Source organism: Pseudoalteromonas sp. R86517 (genome assembly GCF_042466295.1).
Classification (GTDB): domain Bacteria; phylum Pseudomonadota; class Gammaproteobacteria; order Enterobacterales; family Alteromonadaceae; genus Pseudoalteromonas; species Pseudoalteromonas atlantica.
Window position 1 is genome coordinate 1,905,324 of record NZ_JAXHCB010000001.1, and the last position, 16,330, is coordinate 1,921,653.

Sequence of the window (16,330 nt, forward strand, 5' to 3'; positions counted from 1 at the left end):
CATCGCTGCTATTATCACTTTCTTAATAACAATAAACCAAAGGAATACAATGAACACGCCACGCTTTAAACTAAGTATGAGCGCCCTCATAGTCGCAAGTACATTAGCGCTAACCGCCTGCGAAGCAGAAATAGCCATAGACACTACCGATTCAGCACAGACCGAGAAGCCTCTTACAAAACAAGATGCCAATGCATTTATTGCCAAAGCCGAGCAAGAACTAAGTGAGCTTTACCTAGAGTCGAGCCGCGCTGAGTGGATTTACGCAAACTTTATAACACACGACACCTCGGCGTTATCTGCCGAAGTTAATCGTAAAATGACCGAGTCGGTCGTACGTTTAGCCAATCAGGCAGCACAATTTGACGACTTAGCGCTTGATTACGATGCACGCCGCAAGCTTAATAAACTTAAACTTGCGCTTACTTTACCCGCTCCTCAGGACGCCGAAAAAACAGCTCAACTTTCAACTATTGTGGCAGAGCTAGGTGGTTTATACGGTAAAGGTAAATACTGTAAAGACGATGGCAGCTGTTTAAGCCTTGGTGATATGACCGCAAAAATGGCCACCAGCCGTGATTACAACGAGCTACTTGATTTATGGCAAGGGTGGCGTCAAATTTCAAAGCCAATGCGCCCACTTTACGAGCAGCAAGTAACCCTTACAAACGAAGGGGCTAAAGAGCTAGGTTATGCTGATACCGGCGCAATGTGGCGCAGCAAGTACGATATGCCAGCCGATGACTTTACAACCGAGCTTGACCGCATTTGGGGGCAAGTAAAACCACTTTATAACTCACTGCATTGTCATGTACGCGCTAAATTAGGCGAAAAATACGGCACCGACAAAGTAGCCCAAGATGAGCCTATTCCTGCGCACTTATTAGGAAACATGTGGGCGCAAGCGTGGGGTAATATTTACGATGTGGTCGCGCCAGAAAACGCCGATCCGGGTTACGATGTTACCGAGCTATTAGCTAAAAATAATTACGACGAGCTAAAAATGGTTAAAGGTGCTGAAACCTTTTTTACCTCAATGGGGTTTGAGCCACTGCCAGAGACCTTTTACGAGCGTTCGTTATTTGTAAAACCAAAAGACAGAGACGTACAGTGTCATGCCTCTGCTTGGAATATAGATAGCAAAGACGATTTACGCATTAAAATGTGTATTCAACGCACCGGCGAAGAATTTTCTGTTATTCACCATGAGCTAGGCCACAACTTTTATCAGCGCGCTTATAATAAACAACCTTTATTTTATCAAGAAAGTGCCAACGATGGTTTTCACGAAGCCATTGGCGACACCATTGCTTTATCGGTTACACCCGGTTACTTAAAAGAAATTGGTTTACTTGAGCAAGTACCTGATGAGTCAAAAGACATTGGCTTACTAATGAAAATGGCGCTAGATAAAGTTGCCTTTGTGCCCTTTAGCTTAATGGTTGATCAATGGCGCTGGCAGGTATTTTCGGGCCAAGTAAAGCCACAAGATTATAATAAAGCGTGGTGGGAGCTACGTGAAAAATACCAAGGTGTTAAAGCGCCTATTGCACGTAGCGAAGATGACTTTGATCCAGGTGCTAAATACCACGTACCAGGCAACACCCCTTATACACGTTACTTTTTAGCACATATTTTACAGTTTGAATTTCACCGTAGCTTATGTGAAATAGCTGGTAACGATAAAGCCATTCACCGCTGCTCTATTTATAATTCAAAAGAAGCAGGGGATAAGCTAAACGCAATGCTAGAAATGGGCTCTTCTCGTCCATGGCAAGAAGCCCTTGAAACCATCACAGGCAAGCCGCAAATGGATGCAACCGCTATGCTTGATTACTTTGCACCGCTGCAACGCTATTTAGATGAGCAGAACAAAGGCCGTAATTGCGGCTGGTAAAACGTTTACCACGGTTAACTTAAGTTAGAAACAACAAAGCCCGCTACAGTAGCGGGCTTTTTGTTCAGTAACTAACTTTTGGTTAAATTAGAACTGTAAGCTTACATTTGCAAAGTAAGCATCGTAATCAGAATCATCCCAGTTATTACCGTAACCTGCTTCTAAACCAACATTGTTATTGAAAAAGTGTTGAGCACCAAAAGCGTAGTCATCGTTCTTGTTAACTGTAACAAACACCGATGTTGCTTTACTGAAATAGTAGTTAGATGCTAATTCCCAGTTACTTGAACCACCATCAACATCTTCAAATTTACCTTCAACAGTTAAGTAGTTACCTTGCTGTAAATCAACAAAGTACTTAGCTGCTACTGCACGGTAATCAAACTCGTCATCTGCTGTTACTGTAAAGCCGATATAATCAGTGCTGTTTAATTCGTGGTTATATGCTAAGTCAAACACAAACTGATTGTCAGCATCTTCAACATCTACAAACGTTGCTTTTAATACAAGGTTTGGATTAAAGAAGTAACCAGCTGAAAGTTCAATTACATCCGTGCTTGAGCCAAAATCACTATCGAAGTTATTGTACTGTGCACCTAGTACAAAATCTTCTACAAAATACTCACCGCCAATGCTAGTAACGTCTAAAAAATCATTATCACTGTATGCACCATAAACATTTGTTTGCTTATTGATGTACTCAAATTGATCATAAGGACCTAACGTCGCTTTTGGAGAAAAGTAATAAGTTGAGTCAACACTTACCGTGTCATCTCCATCAATGTCCATGTATCCTACGTGGCTGATAGATTGGTAAGTATCTGCTGCCATTGCAGTGGTTGCAGCGCTTGATAATAAAATACTCGAAATGATAACGGCTAATTTTTTCATTTTAAATTCCCTATAAATGTTATTTTCTATGCTTGGGCCGTGTAGCCAAAGTCGGGCCGCATCCTAACAATAAATAATGAACAAAAAATGAATGAGAGAACAAATTAAACACAATATCAACAACTTAAATTGTTAATCATTCCGTACAAATGTAAATATAAAGCACACCTTAAATCTACAGTAGAATTATATCTCAGCATTTAAACTTCAAAAGTAATAAATAAGGTACAAACTGTCGCTAAATTGAATACAACTTAACTATTCGATAAACCTCATCAATATAACTATCCCTCATTATATTTTTCTCATTTTTCAAAAAAATTATTATTTTTAATTTAAAAAATGCTATTTAGATGAGCAGAACAAAGACCGTAATTGCACCTGGTAAAACTTTTACCACGGATAATTTAATGTCCCGTCCTGAAATAGGTTGACGGTTTTAATGAAAGGCTTGGTGCGAAAGCGCCAGGTCTTTTTTATGCACTTGATTTGGTGTTTTCATATCCAAACTTAAGTGCGGTCGCATTTCATTGTATATAAATATCGATTCTTCAACGAGCTGTTTTAACTCTGCCATATTGCGACATTTATACAGTAAAAACTCTTGCTTTAATATCCCGTTAATACGCTCTGCTAATGCGTTTTGATAACAGTCATACCCATCGGTCATCGATGGTCTAATGCCCTCTTTTAATAGCGCATTTTGATATACTTCAGAGCAATATTGTAAACCTCTATCTGAATGATGAATGGCATCACGTTTATATACGCGTTGCTTAATTGTCATTTCTAATGCTTTGGCTACATCGGTTGCTTTCATTTCATCACTCAGCTCATAACCCATTATTTTTCGACTGTAAGCATCAGTGACTAACGATAGGTAATGCACGCCTTGCGCTGACTTTACGTATGTAATGTCACTAACGAAGACTTCCTCGGCCGCAGTAGGCATGTATTCCTTTAGTAAATTGGGATGCTTGCGCATCCAATGGTTACTGTTTGTTGTTTTAGTGTAATTTTTCTTTGGTTTTACAAGAAAGTCATGCTCTCTCAAATAATCAAAAAAACAATCACGACCTAGTTTAATGCCACGCTCTTGCAGGTCTGGCTTTATCATCAGATAAAGTTTCTTCCCACCAATACGAGGCATGAATTGCCGCCAGTACATCACTAATTCTTTGACTGGCTCCAATTCTTTATTCCGAGCATCTATTCTGCGCATAGCTTGATAGTAACCTTGTCGCGTTATGCCATATGCACGGCATAACGGAGTAAGCTTTATTTGAAGGTTTTCTTTTGCGCGCGTGATAGCTCGGATATGTACTTTTTTCGCAAGCCCGCTCCATATTCTTCATCCATAATATTAATCATTTCATCTTTGATTAAATCCTTTAGGCGTAACTCTTCTATCTCGCGCTCTAAACGTTTAATTTTTTGTGCTGGGGTTTCTTTCGATTTAGGCATGTTGGCTATATAAGTTGGTTTAGACCAATCTAATTTACCATGTTTTCGCAGCCATACCAGAACGGTACTGCGGCCTTGAATACCGTAATGACTTTGCGCTTGTTTATAGGTGAAGTCGCCTTTTTCTACTTGCTCAACAATAGATAATTTAAAGCCTAATGTATAATCTCGCTGAGTACGCTTAACGTCTTTAGTTTTAGTGGTTTTCATAAAATAAGTCCTAAATGTGTAAACACATTTCAGGACAAGACATAAGTTAAAAACAACAAAGCCCGCTACAGTAGCGGGCTTTTTGTGCTTTTAATTAAGTACAGGGCTTAATTAAAACTGAAAACGCATGTTTGCAAAGTATGCATCGTTATCAGAGTCATCTGCATTGTTCTCGTAACCTACTTTAAGACCAATGTTTTTATTGATGAAGTGCTGAGCACCAAAGCTGTATGTATCTTGCTTGTTGTAGTTAGCAAATACCGAGGTTGCTTTTGAGAAGTAGTAGTTAGTTTCTGCTACCCACTGGTTTTCTGCATCTTCAATGCTCTCGTATTTACCTTCAAACGTTAAAAAGTTACCTTGCTGTAAGTCAATAAAGTACTTAGCTGCAACAGCGCGGTAATCAAATTCGTCATCAGATGTAAGTGTTACACCTACGTAGTCTGTGCTGTTTAGCATGTGATTGTATGCTAAATCAAACAAAGCAAAGTCATCGCCGTCTTTGTTTTCAACAAGCGTTACTTTTGCTAATAAATCAGGGTTAAAGAAGTAGCCACCAGTTAGCTTGTAAAGCTCACCGTTAGAGCCCGAATCTGGGTCAAGGTTTTCGTAAGATGCGCCAACAACAAATTCATTAATAAAGTATTCGCCACCAATGTTAGTAACATCGCCAAAGTCGTCATCAGCATAACCGCCGTAAACGTTAGTTTGTTTATTAATGTACTCAAACTGATCGTACGGACCTAATGTTTTTTTAGGAGATAGGTAATAAATAGAGTCTACAGCAACGGTGTCGTTGTTATCGCTATCTTTGTAGCTTAAATTACTGATTGAATTGTAGCTGTCTGCAGCAGCCGCAGTGCTAGATAATAAAATGCTTGAAATAATAACTGCTAATTTTTTCATTGTAAGACTTCCCTTTGTGCATTGCTTTTTATGCTTTAGCTCATTGACTAAAGTGGGGACATGCTAACGCTGAGAAACTGAATGAAAACTTAATTAAGCAGTTGTATTTATTAAGTTAATTGTAAGTAGGTGTAAGAAACTGTAAATTTAAAGTAGTTGCAACATATAGTCAACAACTACTTAAAACATGTTCAGCAAACTAAAGCGCATGCTGACTTATTACACGATAAACTTCGTTAATATTATCGCCCGATTTAAACTCTTTACTAATAGGCGTTGGGTCTGAACCAATCCAAATTTTAAGCTCGGCATCTAAATCAAAGTGCCCTGCACTTTCTTTACTAAACTTAGTAATTTTAGAATAAGCAATACTCACCATTTCCATTTTAGAGCCGGTCATACCTTGCTTATCAATTAAAATTAAACGCTTATTAGTAAAAATAAACATATCGCGAATCACCTTATAGGCTTTTTCTACTTGTTCGCCATCTATTAGGGTATTAGCAAGTACTTTTTCTAAGTCAGAATCATCTACTTCGCTTGCATTTCCCATTAAACCACTGAGTAGTCCCATTATGCTTTCTCCTGTGTAAATATTTGATTTTCTAAGGTGTGACCATTTACTAACTGCCTATATTGCCAGTTTTGTTGATGGCAAAAGTTTAATAAAGCAATATCAAGTGGCTCACCGGTTGGCTGGTACTCAATCACGTATTCTTTATGTTGGCTCATATACACACGGCTTACACCTGCTAACGCCTGCAGTTGTTGCTCCACATTTTGATACGCCTCGTTGAGCATTAAGGTATAAAAGTGAGTATGCGTATTGTTGTCTTTTGTTTGGTGCTCGCTCAAAATGCCCTTATCTAGGTGGAGCACTTGGGAGCATAATCGCTCAAGTTCGGTTAAATCGTGCGAACTTAAAATAAAGGTGGCTTCATCGCTTAAGCTCGATACCAGCTCTCGCACCTCCCTGGCATGAATAGGGTCAAGCCCTGCTGTGGCTTCATCAAGCATCACTATTTTCGGCGAGCCAATCAGCGCTTGTGCTATCGTTACCCGTTTGCGCATACCGTGAGATAAATCGCCCGCACGCTGTTTAGCGACTTCTTTTAAGCCTACCAAATCAAGTACGCGCAGCGCTTCATTGTGGCTTTGTTTAGCGCCCATGCCTTGAAGCTTGCCATAAAACGCCAGTTGCTTATCTATATTAAAACGCGGATCTAACTGCGCATCTTGCGGTAATGCACTTACTTGGTTGAACAACGCTGCACTACCAGGCTTATGCCCTAAAATACTGAGCTCACCGTGGCTTGGGTTAATATAGCCGCACAATAAACTAAATAATGTGGTTTTACCGGCGCCATTAGGGCCCACTAACGCCACAGGTGCGCCTTTTTGAATTTCAAAGCTTACGTTGTTAAGTGCTTGCTTTGCGCCATACGATTTACTCAAGCCGCTGGCTTTTATTAATACGCTCATAGCGAACTCCTTGTAAATATTCGATGCGCAATTGCTATAAATACAGCGCTTTGAATAAGCGGCACACCTAAGGCACTCAATAAAGGTAGGTTTTGCCCAGCTAAAAGTTCAGAATTAACCCCTGGGAAAAGGTAATCGAGCGCATTTAGAGCCGGTACTTGCCACGCCAATATACCCACAATAATGCCGCCACCAGCAAAATATAAAATGGCTAATACAATTGCTAAACGAGACGAGCGAGCAAACGTGTTAATCAAACTCATTAATGCCACAAACGGGCTAAGTACCACCACCATTATTATAAATATAGAAACCGCACGGCTTAACCCCCCCATTAATAGGCTAGGCTCTCTGTAGCCAAGTACGCCAAGGGTTGCCACTAGGGTAATAGCTAATAAACACGCTAACACGCCAAGCTGACCTAAAAAACGGCCAAATAAAATTTCAAACCGAGTAGAACGCAATGATAAAAACCGTAATGTGCCGCGCTCTCTATCGCCAACGGTTTGATCGCTTGATATAAAAATAGCAAACAGCGGAAAGCTATACAAAGCGACTAGCCAGTACATAGCAAATTCGGCCTCAGGCCAATCAAGCAACTTACTTAAACCAATACTGCCTGAAATATCGCGTGCCATTTGTTCAAAATTGGGGGCACTAATAATGCTGACGGCTTGGCCTATCGGGTAGCGTAAAATAAGTAACCAAACAAGGGCAAAGGCGGCCATTGCAATTAAGCCGCGTTTGGTTAAAAACATACGTACTAGCTCAAAACCCGCTATTTGGGTTAATCGCCCTATGTTCACTGATGATGTTGCCATTGGCTTTCCTTAATGACGTTGCTCATGCTTTAAAATAAAGCGTAATGTAACAACAGTAAGTGTAAACACCTTGAATTACCAGTAAAAAAAAGCTCACCATACGTGAGCTTTGTAACAAACCGTTTAAATGTAACAGGCCAAACTTTGTTTATTTAGCCTATTTTTATAAATGCTGTTGGTATACCTCAAGTGCTTGGCTTAAGTCATTAATTAAATCATCAATGTCTTCAAGGCCAATATGCAAGCGAATAACAGGGCCTAAATCCCAGCCGGTGTTCGAACGTAAACCTTCCATGGTCAAATTGGCGGTGACTAAACTTTCAAAGCCGCCCCACGAAAAGCCCATTTTAATGTGCTCAAGGCTATCTAAAAACGCATCAATGGCTTTTTGGTTACCGGTTTTCATTACAAATGAAAACAATCCATTGCTGCCATCAAAGTCGCGCTTAAAAAATTCATGCCCAGGGCAGCTTGCAAATGCAGGATGGCGAATATGATCAACTAACTCATGTTGCTCAAGCCATTTTGCCACCTCTATAGCCGCCTTTTCGTGCTGATTTAAACGCACTGCCATAGTACGTAAGCCTCTAAGCGCTAAATAGGCATCATCTGCGCTGGTGCATTGCCCTAATAAGTACGACTGCTCACGTAGGGTTGGCCAGTACTTTTTATTTGCCACTGCAACACCCATCATTACATCAGAGTGGCCAACAATGTACTTAGTTGCTGCTTGAATACTAATATCTACACCGTGTTCAAGTGGGCGGTAATGCAAGCCATTGCCGTAGGTGTTATCAAGCATGGTCATAATATTATGCTCATTGGCTACTTTAACCATGGCAGGTACATCTTGTATTTCCATGGTTATAGAGCCAGGCGATTCTAAAAACAGCACTTTTGTGTTTGGCTGAATATACGCCTCAATACCTGCGCCAATTGTAGGTGGGTAGTAAGTGGTGGTAACACCTAGCCCCGCTAAAATTTTATCGCAAAAATCACGCGTAGGTTCATACACGTTATCAACCATTAAAATATGATCGCCTGCCTTTACAAACGACAATAACGCTTGGCTTATTGCCGCAGCGCCGCATGGGTAAAGTGCGCAGCCTTCGCCGCCTTCAAGCTCGGTTATCGCCTCTTGCAGTGCAAAATGTGTAGTTGTGCCACGGCGGCCATAAAATAATGTTTTATCTCCGCGGGTTTTAGCTGCTTCTTTTAATTCGGCCACGCTGTCAAATACAATTGTAGAAGCGCGCTGTACTACGGGATTTACCACACCATGGGTGTAGGCTTTTTTACGCCCCGTTGATACTAACTGGGTATTTTTATTTTTGCTTGTCGACATTACCAATCCTTAAGCCTTATTTGAAAGCCATTGTTCAATTAAAAAACGCGAAATTGAATCGACCCGAGGGAGTTTATAATGATCGCCTTCATCGCCCATATTGCCAAACGCCTTAACTTCTTCGCGCGTAAACCATTTGGCATCGTCTAATTCGTCTTTATCTACGTTTATTTGCTCAGTTTTAGCCTGAGCAATAAAACCCAACATAATAGAGGAAGGGAATGGCCAGGGTTGCGAGGCAATATAACGTACATTATCAACGTCAATGCCTGCTTCTTCTTTAACTTCGCGCGCTACAGCTTGCTCTAGTGTTTCACCTGGATCTACAAAGCCTGCCAATGACGAATACATACCTTGTTGCCATATTGCTTGGCGACCCAATAAACAACGCTCTATTCCATCTTCAAATACTTTAGTAACCACCATAATTACTGCAGGGTCAGTGCGTGGAAATGTAGGGTGCTTGCAGTGCTCGTTTTCACATAGGCGTGAATGCCCTGCCTCTACTAATGTATTTTTACTGCCACAACGCCCACAAAAACTATGCGTTGCATGCCAATAACATAAGCCACGTGCAAGTGCGGCTATAGAGCCATCTTGTATATCAACGTGAGGGCCATATTGGCGTATATCAAAAAACTGTGCGTCGCCTATAACGCACTTGAGTTCGTCATCGTGTATGGCTGAAACATCTAACGCAAACACACCCTGTTGCTCAGTATTTGAGCCTAAATAAATAGCGTTTGATAAATCTAAATGGGCAATTTGCTGATACGTTAAGTAGCACACTTGAGCTGCGTCTTTATAAAACAAAGTGTGGTTATTATTCACCAAAAGCCACTTACTTTGTGCCGACATTTGCGCGTTTAACCACGCCGCGTTTTTACGAAAATTAGACCCGCGGTCTAATGGCATGTCGCTGTAATAAAGCATGTGAGTCCTCAATAACATGGTATGGCGTAAAATTACCATAACCGCTGAGTAAACCCAATTTATTACCGCAATAAAAAAAGCCTATATTAGCTATATAGGCTCTTTATTAAAAACTCTCATGTTGCAGGCACTTAGCCGCTATATTTTATGCTTTAGAGTAGCAAGCTATCATCAATTAAATGAAACTGTTCTGCACTTTGCTTAAGCACCTCTGCGGTTAACTTATCGGCCCCGTAAACATCGCACGGTACATTGTATTGATTTTTTAAATGCCCTAGCAATAACGCAAAGTCGCCATCACCAGAGAGCAAAATAACTTTATCGAGGTTTTTGCCTTGCTCTAGCATATCTATCGTTATGCCTACATCCCAATCCCCTTTTGCGCTGCCGTCACGGCGCTGAATAAACGGCTTTAGTTTTACCTCAAAGCCAATAGCACGCAAAATATTTTGAAACTGGTTTTGTTTTTCATCACCGCGGTGAATGGCATACGCAAATGCACAATCGATAGAATACTGCTGCTTCATGTGCGCCCAAAATGCATTGTAATCAAAGTTTTTACGGTAACTTTCGCGGCACGTGTAATAAATGTTTTGTACATCAACAAAAATACCGACACGTGGCTTACTGATTTGCTGATCGTTTTGTAAAGTCATTTGTTTCCTTAAGTGCTCACAGCTCAGCGCAGCTGAAAAAAAAACGCCATTAACGAGTGAACCTTGCAATTTTGTTTTAAGTAACCTAAATTGGTTACTTAACTAAATGTAACCAAATTTGGTTACCTGATTCTATGTAACTGCATTAAGTTACTTTTTGGATTTTTATGATTGGTGTGATCAGCGGCGATATAATTAAATCGCAAAAAATACCTAAGCAGCAATACGATGCCATGCTTTATCAGCTAGAGCAAAGTTTGCGTGCAATTAGTAATAATACCTCACTGTGGACCATATACCGAGGTGATGCTTTTCAGTTACAAATAAATCAAAGCGAGCAGTTAATTAAAACCGCTATTATCATTTATTTGCATTTAAAGTCGGCAGGTTACGAGCTGCGCCAAAGTATGGCCTTAGGTGAGGTAGACAACCCACGCAGCGATATAAAAACAGCTACCGGCTCTGCCTTTGTGCTCTCAGGGCAAGGCCTTGATAAAATAGCCAATCAGCGCTTTACCTTACAGATAGCAAAGCACACCCTAGATGAAGGCTTTAGTCTTAACCTTGCCTTTGTTGATACCTTGCTTTGCAAAATAACGCAAAAACAAGCCAATGCGCTTTACGTGTATTTAACCCAGGCCGATAACAGCCATGCAGCACTGGCAAAAGAGCTTAACACCAGTCGCGAAAATGTCACTAAATTGCTTAATTTAGCAAATTATCAGCTTATAGAACGATTTATAATACACGCTAAACAGGTCATAACAACGATTGCAAAAGGAAGTGAGTAATGGGGTTTTCGTTATTATTAGTGACATTAATTATAGGCCACCTAGTCAGTGACTTTTTTTTACAACCAATGAGCTGGGTAAACGATAGAAACACCCGCCACTTTAAAGCTAAAAAGCTCTACCTGCATGTATTAGTACACGGTGTGGTTAGCGCCGTTATTTTAGCGCTTTGGGAATATAGCTATGGCTGGCAACAACTAAGCACCGTGTTACTTTCAACAGCTGCAATTATGCTTAGCCACTACCTAATAGATATTGCTAAGTCGTATTCTAGCAAAGGGGTTGTGCCCTTTTTACTCGACCAAATAGCGCATATAGCCGTAATAATAGCGCTGTGTATTTATATAACTGATAACCAAAGTTTAATCGCGTACGTAAGCGCACTTGCCACAAACCCTAAAGTGCTTTGGGTTGTATGCGGATATTTAATTATATTAAGCCCAAGTGCCGTATTTATAAGAATGATGCTTGAAAGGCTCACCGCTAACTTTTCAAGTGAGGGCAGCTTACCGTTGGCCGGACAAAGCATTGGCATGATAGAGCGTGTACTTATGCTCAGCTTTATACTACTTGATCAATTTGCGGGGCTTGGCTTTTTGCTAGCTGCCAAGTCGGTATTTAGGTTTGGCGATTTAAGTGCCAGTAAAGATAAAAAGCTCACCGAGTACGTTATGCTAGGCACCTTACTAAGCGTTAGCGTTACCTTGTTTGTAGGTTTAGGCGTTAATTCGTTGATCAGGTAAGTATAAATTACAGATAATAAAAAACGCGCTACTTCTATTAAAAGGTAGCGCGTTTTTTTGTATTGGCGTTTAATTAAAGGCCAATACAATCTTTAATAATCATTAATCGTTATTTGGGCGACGACGGCGCTGGCCATTACCACCTACCGATTGGCGTTTTGCCCATGGGCTTTGTGCGTTGTCATCAGTTTTCGCTGCTGGTTTTTTAGAACCACCACGACGAGGGCCGGTACCGCTTCCCCCATTGTTTGGTTTTTTGCTGTTCGGCTTATCAGACTTAGGTTTGTTAAACGGCTGCTTTGCTTTTTTAGGTTTTTTAGGTTTAATTGGGCGAGCATCTAATGCGCGCTCAGGCACTGGGCTAGTTGGTTCAAATCCAGGCTCTTCAGCGCGAGGAATTAGCTCACCAATAAAACGTTCAATACCGTATAAATCAGCGGCGTCATCGGCTGTTACAAACGAAATAGCATGCCCTGATGCACCAGCACGGCCTGTACGGCCAATACGGTGAACGTAATCTTCGTATACGTTTGGTAAGTCGTAGTTAACCACATGCGGAAGCTCAACAATATCAAGGCCACGTGCCACAATATCAGTGGCTACAAGTACGCGTACTTCACCACTTTTAAAGCCATCTAATGCTTTAACACGAGCGCCTTGTGATTTATTACCATGAATAGCGGCGCCTACTATGTCGTCGCGCTCAAGCTGTTTAACTAAACGGTTTGCACCGTGCTTGGTACGGCTAAACACTAATACTTGTTGCCAATCGTTGCTACGAATTAAATGGCTAAGTAATGCGGTTTTACGCGATTTATCAACAGCGTAAACGCTTTGCGTTACGCTTTTAGCAGTGGTGTTTTTTGCCGCAACTGATATTTCAACAGGGTCGTTAATTAACCCTTTTGCCAATGCACGAATATCATCTGAAAACGTTGCCGAAAACATTAAGTTTTGGCGTTTAGGCGGCATTTTATCAATCAGGCGTTTAATGTCGTGAATAAACCCCATATCAAGCATGCGGTCCGCTTCATCAAGTACCAGCACTTCAACATTATCAAACTTAACAGCGTTTTGATTATGTAAATCGATTAAACGCCCAGGCGTGGCCACTAAAATATCAACCCCTTTACGAAGGCGCTGCATTTGTGGGTTTATTTTAACGCCGCCGTACACTACAAACGAACTTACATCAGAGTGCTTAGCGTATTCTTCAACGTTTTCGCTTACCTGCAAAGCCAGCTCACGCGTAGGCGCTAAAATAAGGGCACGTACGTGGTTACTTTTTGCTTTACTGCCTTTAGATAACAGCTCAATTAGCGGTAACGTAAAACCAGCGGTTTTACCTGTGCCTGTTTGTGCAGCCGCCATTACATCGCGACGTTCAATAATTGCAGGAATTGCTTGAGCCTGAATAGGCGTTGGCGTTTCATAGCCCTTTTCTAAAACCGCGTTAACTAAAGACTGTGATAAACCTAAACCATCAAAACTCATAAAATCTCTCAATAAAAAAAAAGGCCAAACCGGCCAAGGGCGCATTATACGCAACTAACTTAGAAATGCATGGAAATATTCACTTTGCCAAATAAGCACTCAGCGCAAAAATAGCGAATAGCAATACAAAACAGCACTATGGCATTAAAGCAGATACGTTTTTGTGAATTAAAATATGTACTACCTAAGGGCGATTAAATCGCAGCGCGGGGGATATAACCCAATGGGCTATGTAAAACAACAAAAGCGGCTAAAAAGCCGCTTTTGAATAGATGCTATTTAAAAAGCAACTATTATTTAACACCTAGCTCGCGTAAACGCTCTTGTAGGTAGCTGTCTGCAGTGTAGCGCTCAGAAAGCACAACATCAGGACGTGGGTGTAAAAACAGCGGTAAAGAAATACGCGACTTAGTCGACGCTTTACCCGTTGGGTTAATTACACGGTGAATAGTCGATGGGAAGTACCCGCCCGACGCTTCTTGTAACATGTCACCAATATTAATAATTAAGCTACCAAAGTCACATGGCACATCTAACCAACCGCCATCAGTTTTTTGAACTTGCAGGCCTGGCTCGTTCGATGCAGGTAATACAGTTAATAAGTTAATGTCACCATGTGCTGCAGCGCGAATTGCACCTGGCTCTTCATCACCTGTCATTGGCGGGTAATGTAAAATGCGTAACAATGTTTGCTCAGAATCAGCAATCATGTCTTTTAAATCGATAGAAAACTTAGCACGTACATCGGCTGGTGCCTCTGCTTGAACCCAGCTTAATAGCGTTGCTGCAAATTCGTTAGCTAAGCGGTAGTACTCACGTACGTCGGCTTCAAGCTCTGCAGGCACGCGACCTTTAGGGTAAACATGAAAGTACTCTTTAATGTCTTTTACTGTAAAGCCTTTAGCTACCTCAGATACAGAAGGCGGGAAATAACCGTCTTGCGTTTCTTTAGAAAATAAAAAGTCGTGCTTTTGCTCTGAATTAAAAAAGTCTTGCCATTTTTCGTAAATAGACTCAACTAAAGATTGCGGGATTGGGTGATTTTTTAATACACCAAAACCGGTGTTTCTTAACGATTCAACAAAGTGAGCAGCCGCATCGGGAGCTTTATAATCAACAGTAGGTAATTGCATTGTACGTTCCAGTGAATAGGTTGTTAGAAGTGAGCTGCTTTAAAATATAGCTAATTAGCCAATATAAAGTAGCAAAACCTTCATTATAGCGCTGTGCGAGGATAGACAAACCACCCAAAAAACATAAGGACAAATGTCCTCACGATGAAATAGTAAACAGTTTACTTGATCAAGATCAAAGCATAATAAACATTGAAATTGCACTAATTAGTGCTTATATCTTATCTATTATTGTAACGTATTTTAATGAAACACTAAGGCTCTTCTATGCGACAAAAAGTATCTTTTAAAAGCGGCGATTTAGAACTTGCAGGCCAGCTTGAACGCCCAGCCGGCGATGTAAAGTTTTATGCTTTATTTGCACACTGCTTTACCTGTGGTAAAGATATTGCTGCCGCTACGCGCATAAGCCGCGCCCTTACCCAACAAGGTATTGCCGTACTGCGCTTTGACTTTACCGGCCTTGGCAATAGCGACGGCGACTTTGCAAACAGTAACTTCTCATCAAATATTCAAGATTTAGTGGCCGCAGCCGATCACCTGCGTACTTACTTTGATGCGCCGCAGTTATTAATTGGCCACAGCTTAGGTGGCGCTGCCGTACTGGCTGCTGCAGAGCATATTCCTGAGGTATCGGCTATTACAACAATTGGCGCTCCTTCAGATGCACAACACGTTGCACATAACTTTGAAGCCCATTTAGACGAAATAAACGCCGCAGGTGAAGCTAAAGTTAGCTTAGCTGGGCGCGAATTTACCATAAAAAAACAATTTGTAGAGGATATTGCAAAGTACGACCGTAGCCATATAGGCAAATTAAAACGCGCACTTTTAGTTATGCATTCCCCTGTTGATGCCACGGTTAATATTTCAGAAGCCGAGAAAATTTACGCATCAGCCAAACACCCAAAAAGCTTTATTAGCCTCGATAACGCCGACCACTTACTAAGTAATAAAAACGATGCCGAGTACGCTGCTACGCTAATTGCTAATTGGGCAAACCGCTACGTTAAATACGAGCAAAGCAACTACAGCGCAAAATTAGAAAACGGCAAAGTACTGGTTGAAGAAAAAGATCATATATTTACTCAGCACGTAAGTACTAAAGATCATACATGGCTTGCCGATGAGCCATTAAAAGTAGGTGGCAGTAATTTAGGCCCCGATCCTTACGACCATATACTCGCAGGCCTAGGCGCGTGTACCTCAATGACACTGCGTATGTATGCAACCTTAAAAAAGCTGCCGCTTGATCATATAAAAGTAGAGCTTGAACACACCCGCGACTATTACAAAGATTGCGACAACGGCGAATGCACCCAAAACCTAGAGGCCATTACCCGTAAAATTACCCTACGCGGCGACTTAACCGAAGCACAGCGCCAACGCCTGCTCGAAATAGCCGACAAATGCCCAGTGCATAAAACCCTGCATAACAGCCCAATTGTAGTAAGTGAATTAGTTGAGTAACTAAAACAAAAATAGCGCAGCTGTGGCTGCGCTATTTTAGATGTTCAATAAAGCAACCTCACAATCTGAGATAAAATATAGAGGTTGAATAATA

Annotated in this window: 15 protein-coding genes; 4 read left to right on the plus strand and 11 right to left on the minus strand. The window is 41.1% G+C overall.

The genetic code is table 11. The annotated features are described in order from the left end of the window. The first annotated feature begins 49 nt into the window (after positions 1–49). Positions 50–1,897, plus strand: a complete 1,848-nt coding sequence (locus tag SJY38_RS08540) for a M2 family metallopeptidase (RefSeq protein WP_286744209.1) — start codon at positions 50–52, stop codon at positions 1,895–1,897. Positions 1,898–1,984: 87 nt separating this feature from the next. On the opposite strand, the gene SJY38_RS08545 is transcribed toward SJY38_RS08540, so the two are convergent. From SJY38_RS08545 to SJY38_RS08585, 9 genes are all read right to left on the minus strand, one after another. Continuing rightward, on the minus strand, positions 1,985–2,788 hold the full coding sequence (locus tag SJY38_RS08545; RefSeq protein ID WP_286744211.1) for a putative porin: 804 nt from the start codon (positions 2,786–2,788) through the stop codon (positions 1,985–1,987). A 439-nt stretch (positions 2,789–3,227) separates the two neighbouring features. Next, a protein-coding gene (locus tag SJY38_RS08550; protein ID WP_377109613.1) for an IS3 family transposase occupies positions 3,228–4,462 on the minus strand; the annotation gives its coding sequence in 2 pieces (ribosomal slippage) (positions 3,228–4,111 and positions 4,111–4,462; 1,236 coding nt in all). 111 nt (positions 4,463–4,573) lie between these two features. Next, positions 4,574–5,368 carry a putative porin gene (locus tag SJY38_RS08555; RefSeq protein WP_286744214.1) on the minus strand — a complete coding sequence of 265 codons (795 nt, stop codon included), beginning with the start codon at positions 5,366–5,368 and terminating at the stop codon, positions 4,574–4,576. 199 nt (positions 5,369–5,567) lie between these two features. After that, the gene (locus SJY38_RS08560) at positions 5,568–5,942 is read right to left on the minus strand and encodes a PH domain-containing protein (RefSeq protein WP_004589518.1); all 375 of its coding nucleotides are present in this window, start codon (positions 5,940–5,942) and stop codon (positions 5,568–5,570) included. Continuing rightward, entirely contained in the window at positions 5,942–6,850 is a 909-nt protein-coding gene (locus tag SJY38_RS08565; protein ID WP_024033654.1) for an ABC transporter ATP-binding protein, read from the minus strand. The genes SJY38_RS08560 and SJY38_RS08565 overlap by 1 nt, the downstream gene beginning before the upstream one ends. Then, entirely contained in the window at positions 6,847–7,671 is an 825-nt protein-coding gene (locus SJY38_RS08570) for an ABC transporter permease (RefSeq protein ID WP_264390631.1), read from the minus strand. The genes SJY38_RS08565 and SJY38_RS08570 overlap by 4 nt, the downstream gene beginning before the upstream one ends. 163 nt (positions 7,672–7,834) lie before the next feature. Continuing rightward, complete coding sequence (locus SJY38_RS08575) at positions 7,835–9,016, minus strand: cystathionine beta-lyase (RefSeq protein ID WP_286744219.1); 1,182 nt, start codon at positions 9,014–9,016, stop codon at positions 7,835–7,837. Positions 9,017–9,025: 9 nt separating this feature from the next. Continuing rightward, entirely contained in the window at positions 9,026–9,949 is a 924-nt protein-coding gene (gene nudC, locus SJY38_RS08580; protein ID WP_029771750.1) for an NAD(+) diphosphatase, read from the minus strand. Between the two features lie 152 nt (positions 9,950–10,101). Further along, positions 10,102–10,605, minus strand: coding sequence for an NYN domain-containing protein (locus SJY38_RS08585; protein WP_004589523.1), 504 nt, complete (start codon positions 10,603–10,605; stop codon positions 10,102–10,104). 167 nt (positions 10,606–10,772) lie between these two features. Here SJY38_RS08585 and SJY38_RS08590 point away from each other — a divergent pair, with 167 nt between their 5' ends. Together SJY38_RS08590 and SJY38_RS08595 are read left to right on the plus strand one after the other, a co-directional pair. Beyond that, a complete protein-coding gene (locus SJY38_RS08590) occupies positions 10,773–11,396 on the plus strand; it encodes a hypothetical protein (protein ID WP_286744225.1) in 624 nt (207 codons plus the stop codon). Beyond that, positions 11,396–12,139 (plus strand): DUF3307 domain-containing protein, encoded by a 744-nt coding sequence (locus SJY38_RS08595; protein ID WP_286744227.1) that lies wholly within the window; start codon positions 11,396–11,398, stop codon positions 12,137–12,139. Before SJY38_RS08590 ends, SJY38_RS08595 begins: the two co-directional genes overlap by 1 nt. A gap of 102 nt (positions 12,140–12,241) precedes the next feature. Here the strand turns inward: SJY38_RS08595 and SJY38_RS08600 are convergent, their stop codons facing one another. Continuing rightward, positions 12,242–13,633, minus strand: coding sequence for a DEAD/DEAH box helicase (locus tag SJY38_RS08600; RefSeq protein ID WP_286744230.1), 1,392 nt, complete (start codon positions 13,631–13,633; stop codon positions 12,242–12,244). Positions 13,634–13,926: 293 nt separating this feature from the next. Then, positions 13,927–14,766 (minus strand): isopenicillin N synthase family oxygenase, encoded by an 840-nt coding sequence (locus SJY38_RS08605; RefSeq protein WP_004589526.1) that lies wholly within the window; start codon positions 14,764–14,766, stop codon positions 13,927–13,929. Positions 14,767–15,033: 267 nt separating this feature from the next. Between SJY38_RS08605 and SJY38_RS08610 the strand changes: the two genes are divergently transcribed. Then, positions 15,034–16,236 carry a bifunctional alpha/beta hydrolase/OsmC family protein gene (locus tag SJY38_RS08610; RefSeq protein ID WP_064386443.1) on the plus strand — a complete coding sequence of 401 codons (1,203 nt, stop codon included), beginning with the start codon at positions 15,034–15,036 and terminating at the stop codon, positions 16,234–16,236. The last annotated feature ends 94 nt before the right edge of the window (positions 16,237–16,330 follow it).

What these genes read in the sequence shown, in the direction of transcription:
- SJY38_RS08590 (WP_286744225.1), top strand. Translation starts at nt 10,773, where the DNA reads ATGATTGGTGTGATCAGCGGCGATATAATTAAATCGCAAAAAATACCT.
- SJY38_RS08545 (WP_286744211.1), bottom strand. Translation starts at nt 2,788, where the DNA reads ATGAAAAAATTAGCCGTTATCATTTCGAGTATTTTATTATCAAGCGCT.
- SJY38_RS08605 (WP_004589526.1), bottom strand. Translation starts at nt 14,766, where the DNA reads ATGCAATTACCTACTGTTGATTATAAAGCTCCCGATGCGGCTGCTCAC.
- SJY38_RS08555 (WP_286744214.1), bottom strand. Translation starts at nt 5,368, where the DNA reads ATGAAAAAATTAGCAGTTATTATTTCAAGCATTTTATTATCTAGCACT.
- SJY38_RS08540 (WP_286744209.1), top strand. Translation starts at nt 50, where the DNA reads ATGAACACGCCACGCTTTAAACTAAGTATGAGCGCCCTCATAGTCGCA.
- SJY38_RS08575 (WP_286744219.1), bottom strand. Translation starts at nt 9,016, where the DNA reads ATGTCGACAAGCAAAAATAAAAATACCCAGTTAGTATCAACGGGGCGT.
- SJY38_RS08570 (WP_264390631.1), bottom strand. Translation starts at nt 7,671, where the DNA reads ATGGCAACATCATCAGTGAACATAGGGCGATTAACCCAAATAGCGGGT.
- SJY38_RS08560 (WP_004589518.1), bottom strand. Translation starts at nt 5,942, where the DNA reads ATGGGACTACTCAGTGGTTTAATGGGAAATGCAAGCGAAGTAGATGAT.
- SJY38_RS08565 (WP_024033654.1), bottom strand. Translation starts at nt 6,850, where the DNA reads ATGAGCGTATTAATAAAAGCCAGCGGCTTGAGTAAATCGTATGGCGCA.
- SJY38_RS08600 (WP_286744230.1), bottom strand. Translation starts at nt 13,633, where the DNA reads ATGAGTTTTGATGGTTTAGGTTTATCACAGTCTTTAGTTAACGCGGTT.
- SJY38_RS08595 (WP_286744227.1), top strand. Translation starts at nt 11,396, where the DNA reads ATGGGGTTTTCGTTATTATTAGTGACATTAATTATAGGCCACCTAGTC.
- nudC (WP_029771750.1), bottom strand. Translation starts at nt 9,949, where the DNA reads ATGCTTTATTACAGCGACATGCCATTAGACCGCGGGTCTAATTTTCGT.
- SJY38_RS08610 (WP_064386443.1), top strand. Translation starts at nt 15,034, where the DNA reads ATGCGACAAAAAGTATCTTTTAAAAGCGGCGATTTAGAACTTGCAGGC.
- SJY38_RS08585 (WP_004589523.1), bottom strand. Translation starts at nt 10,605, where the DNA reads ATGACTTTACAAAACGATCAGCAAATCAGTAAGCCACGTGTCGGTATT.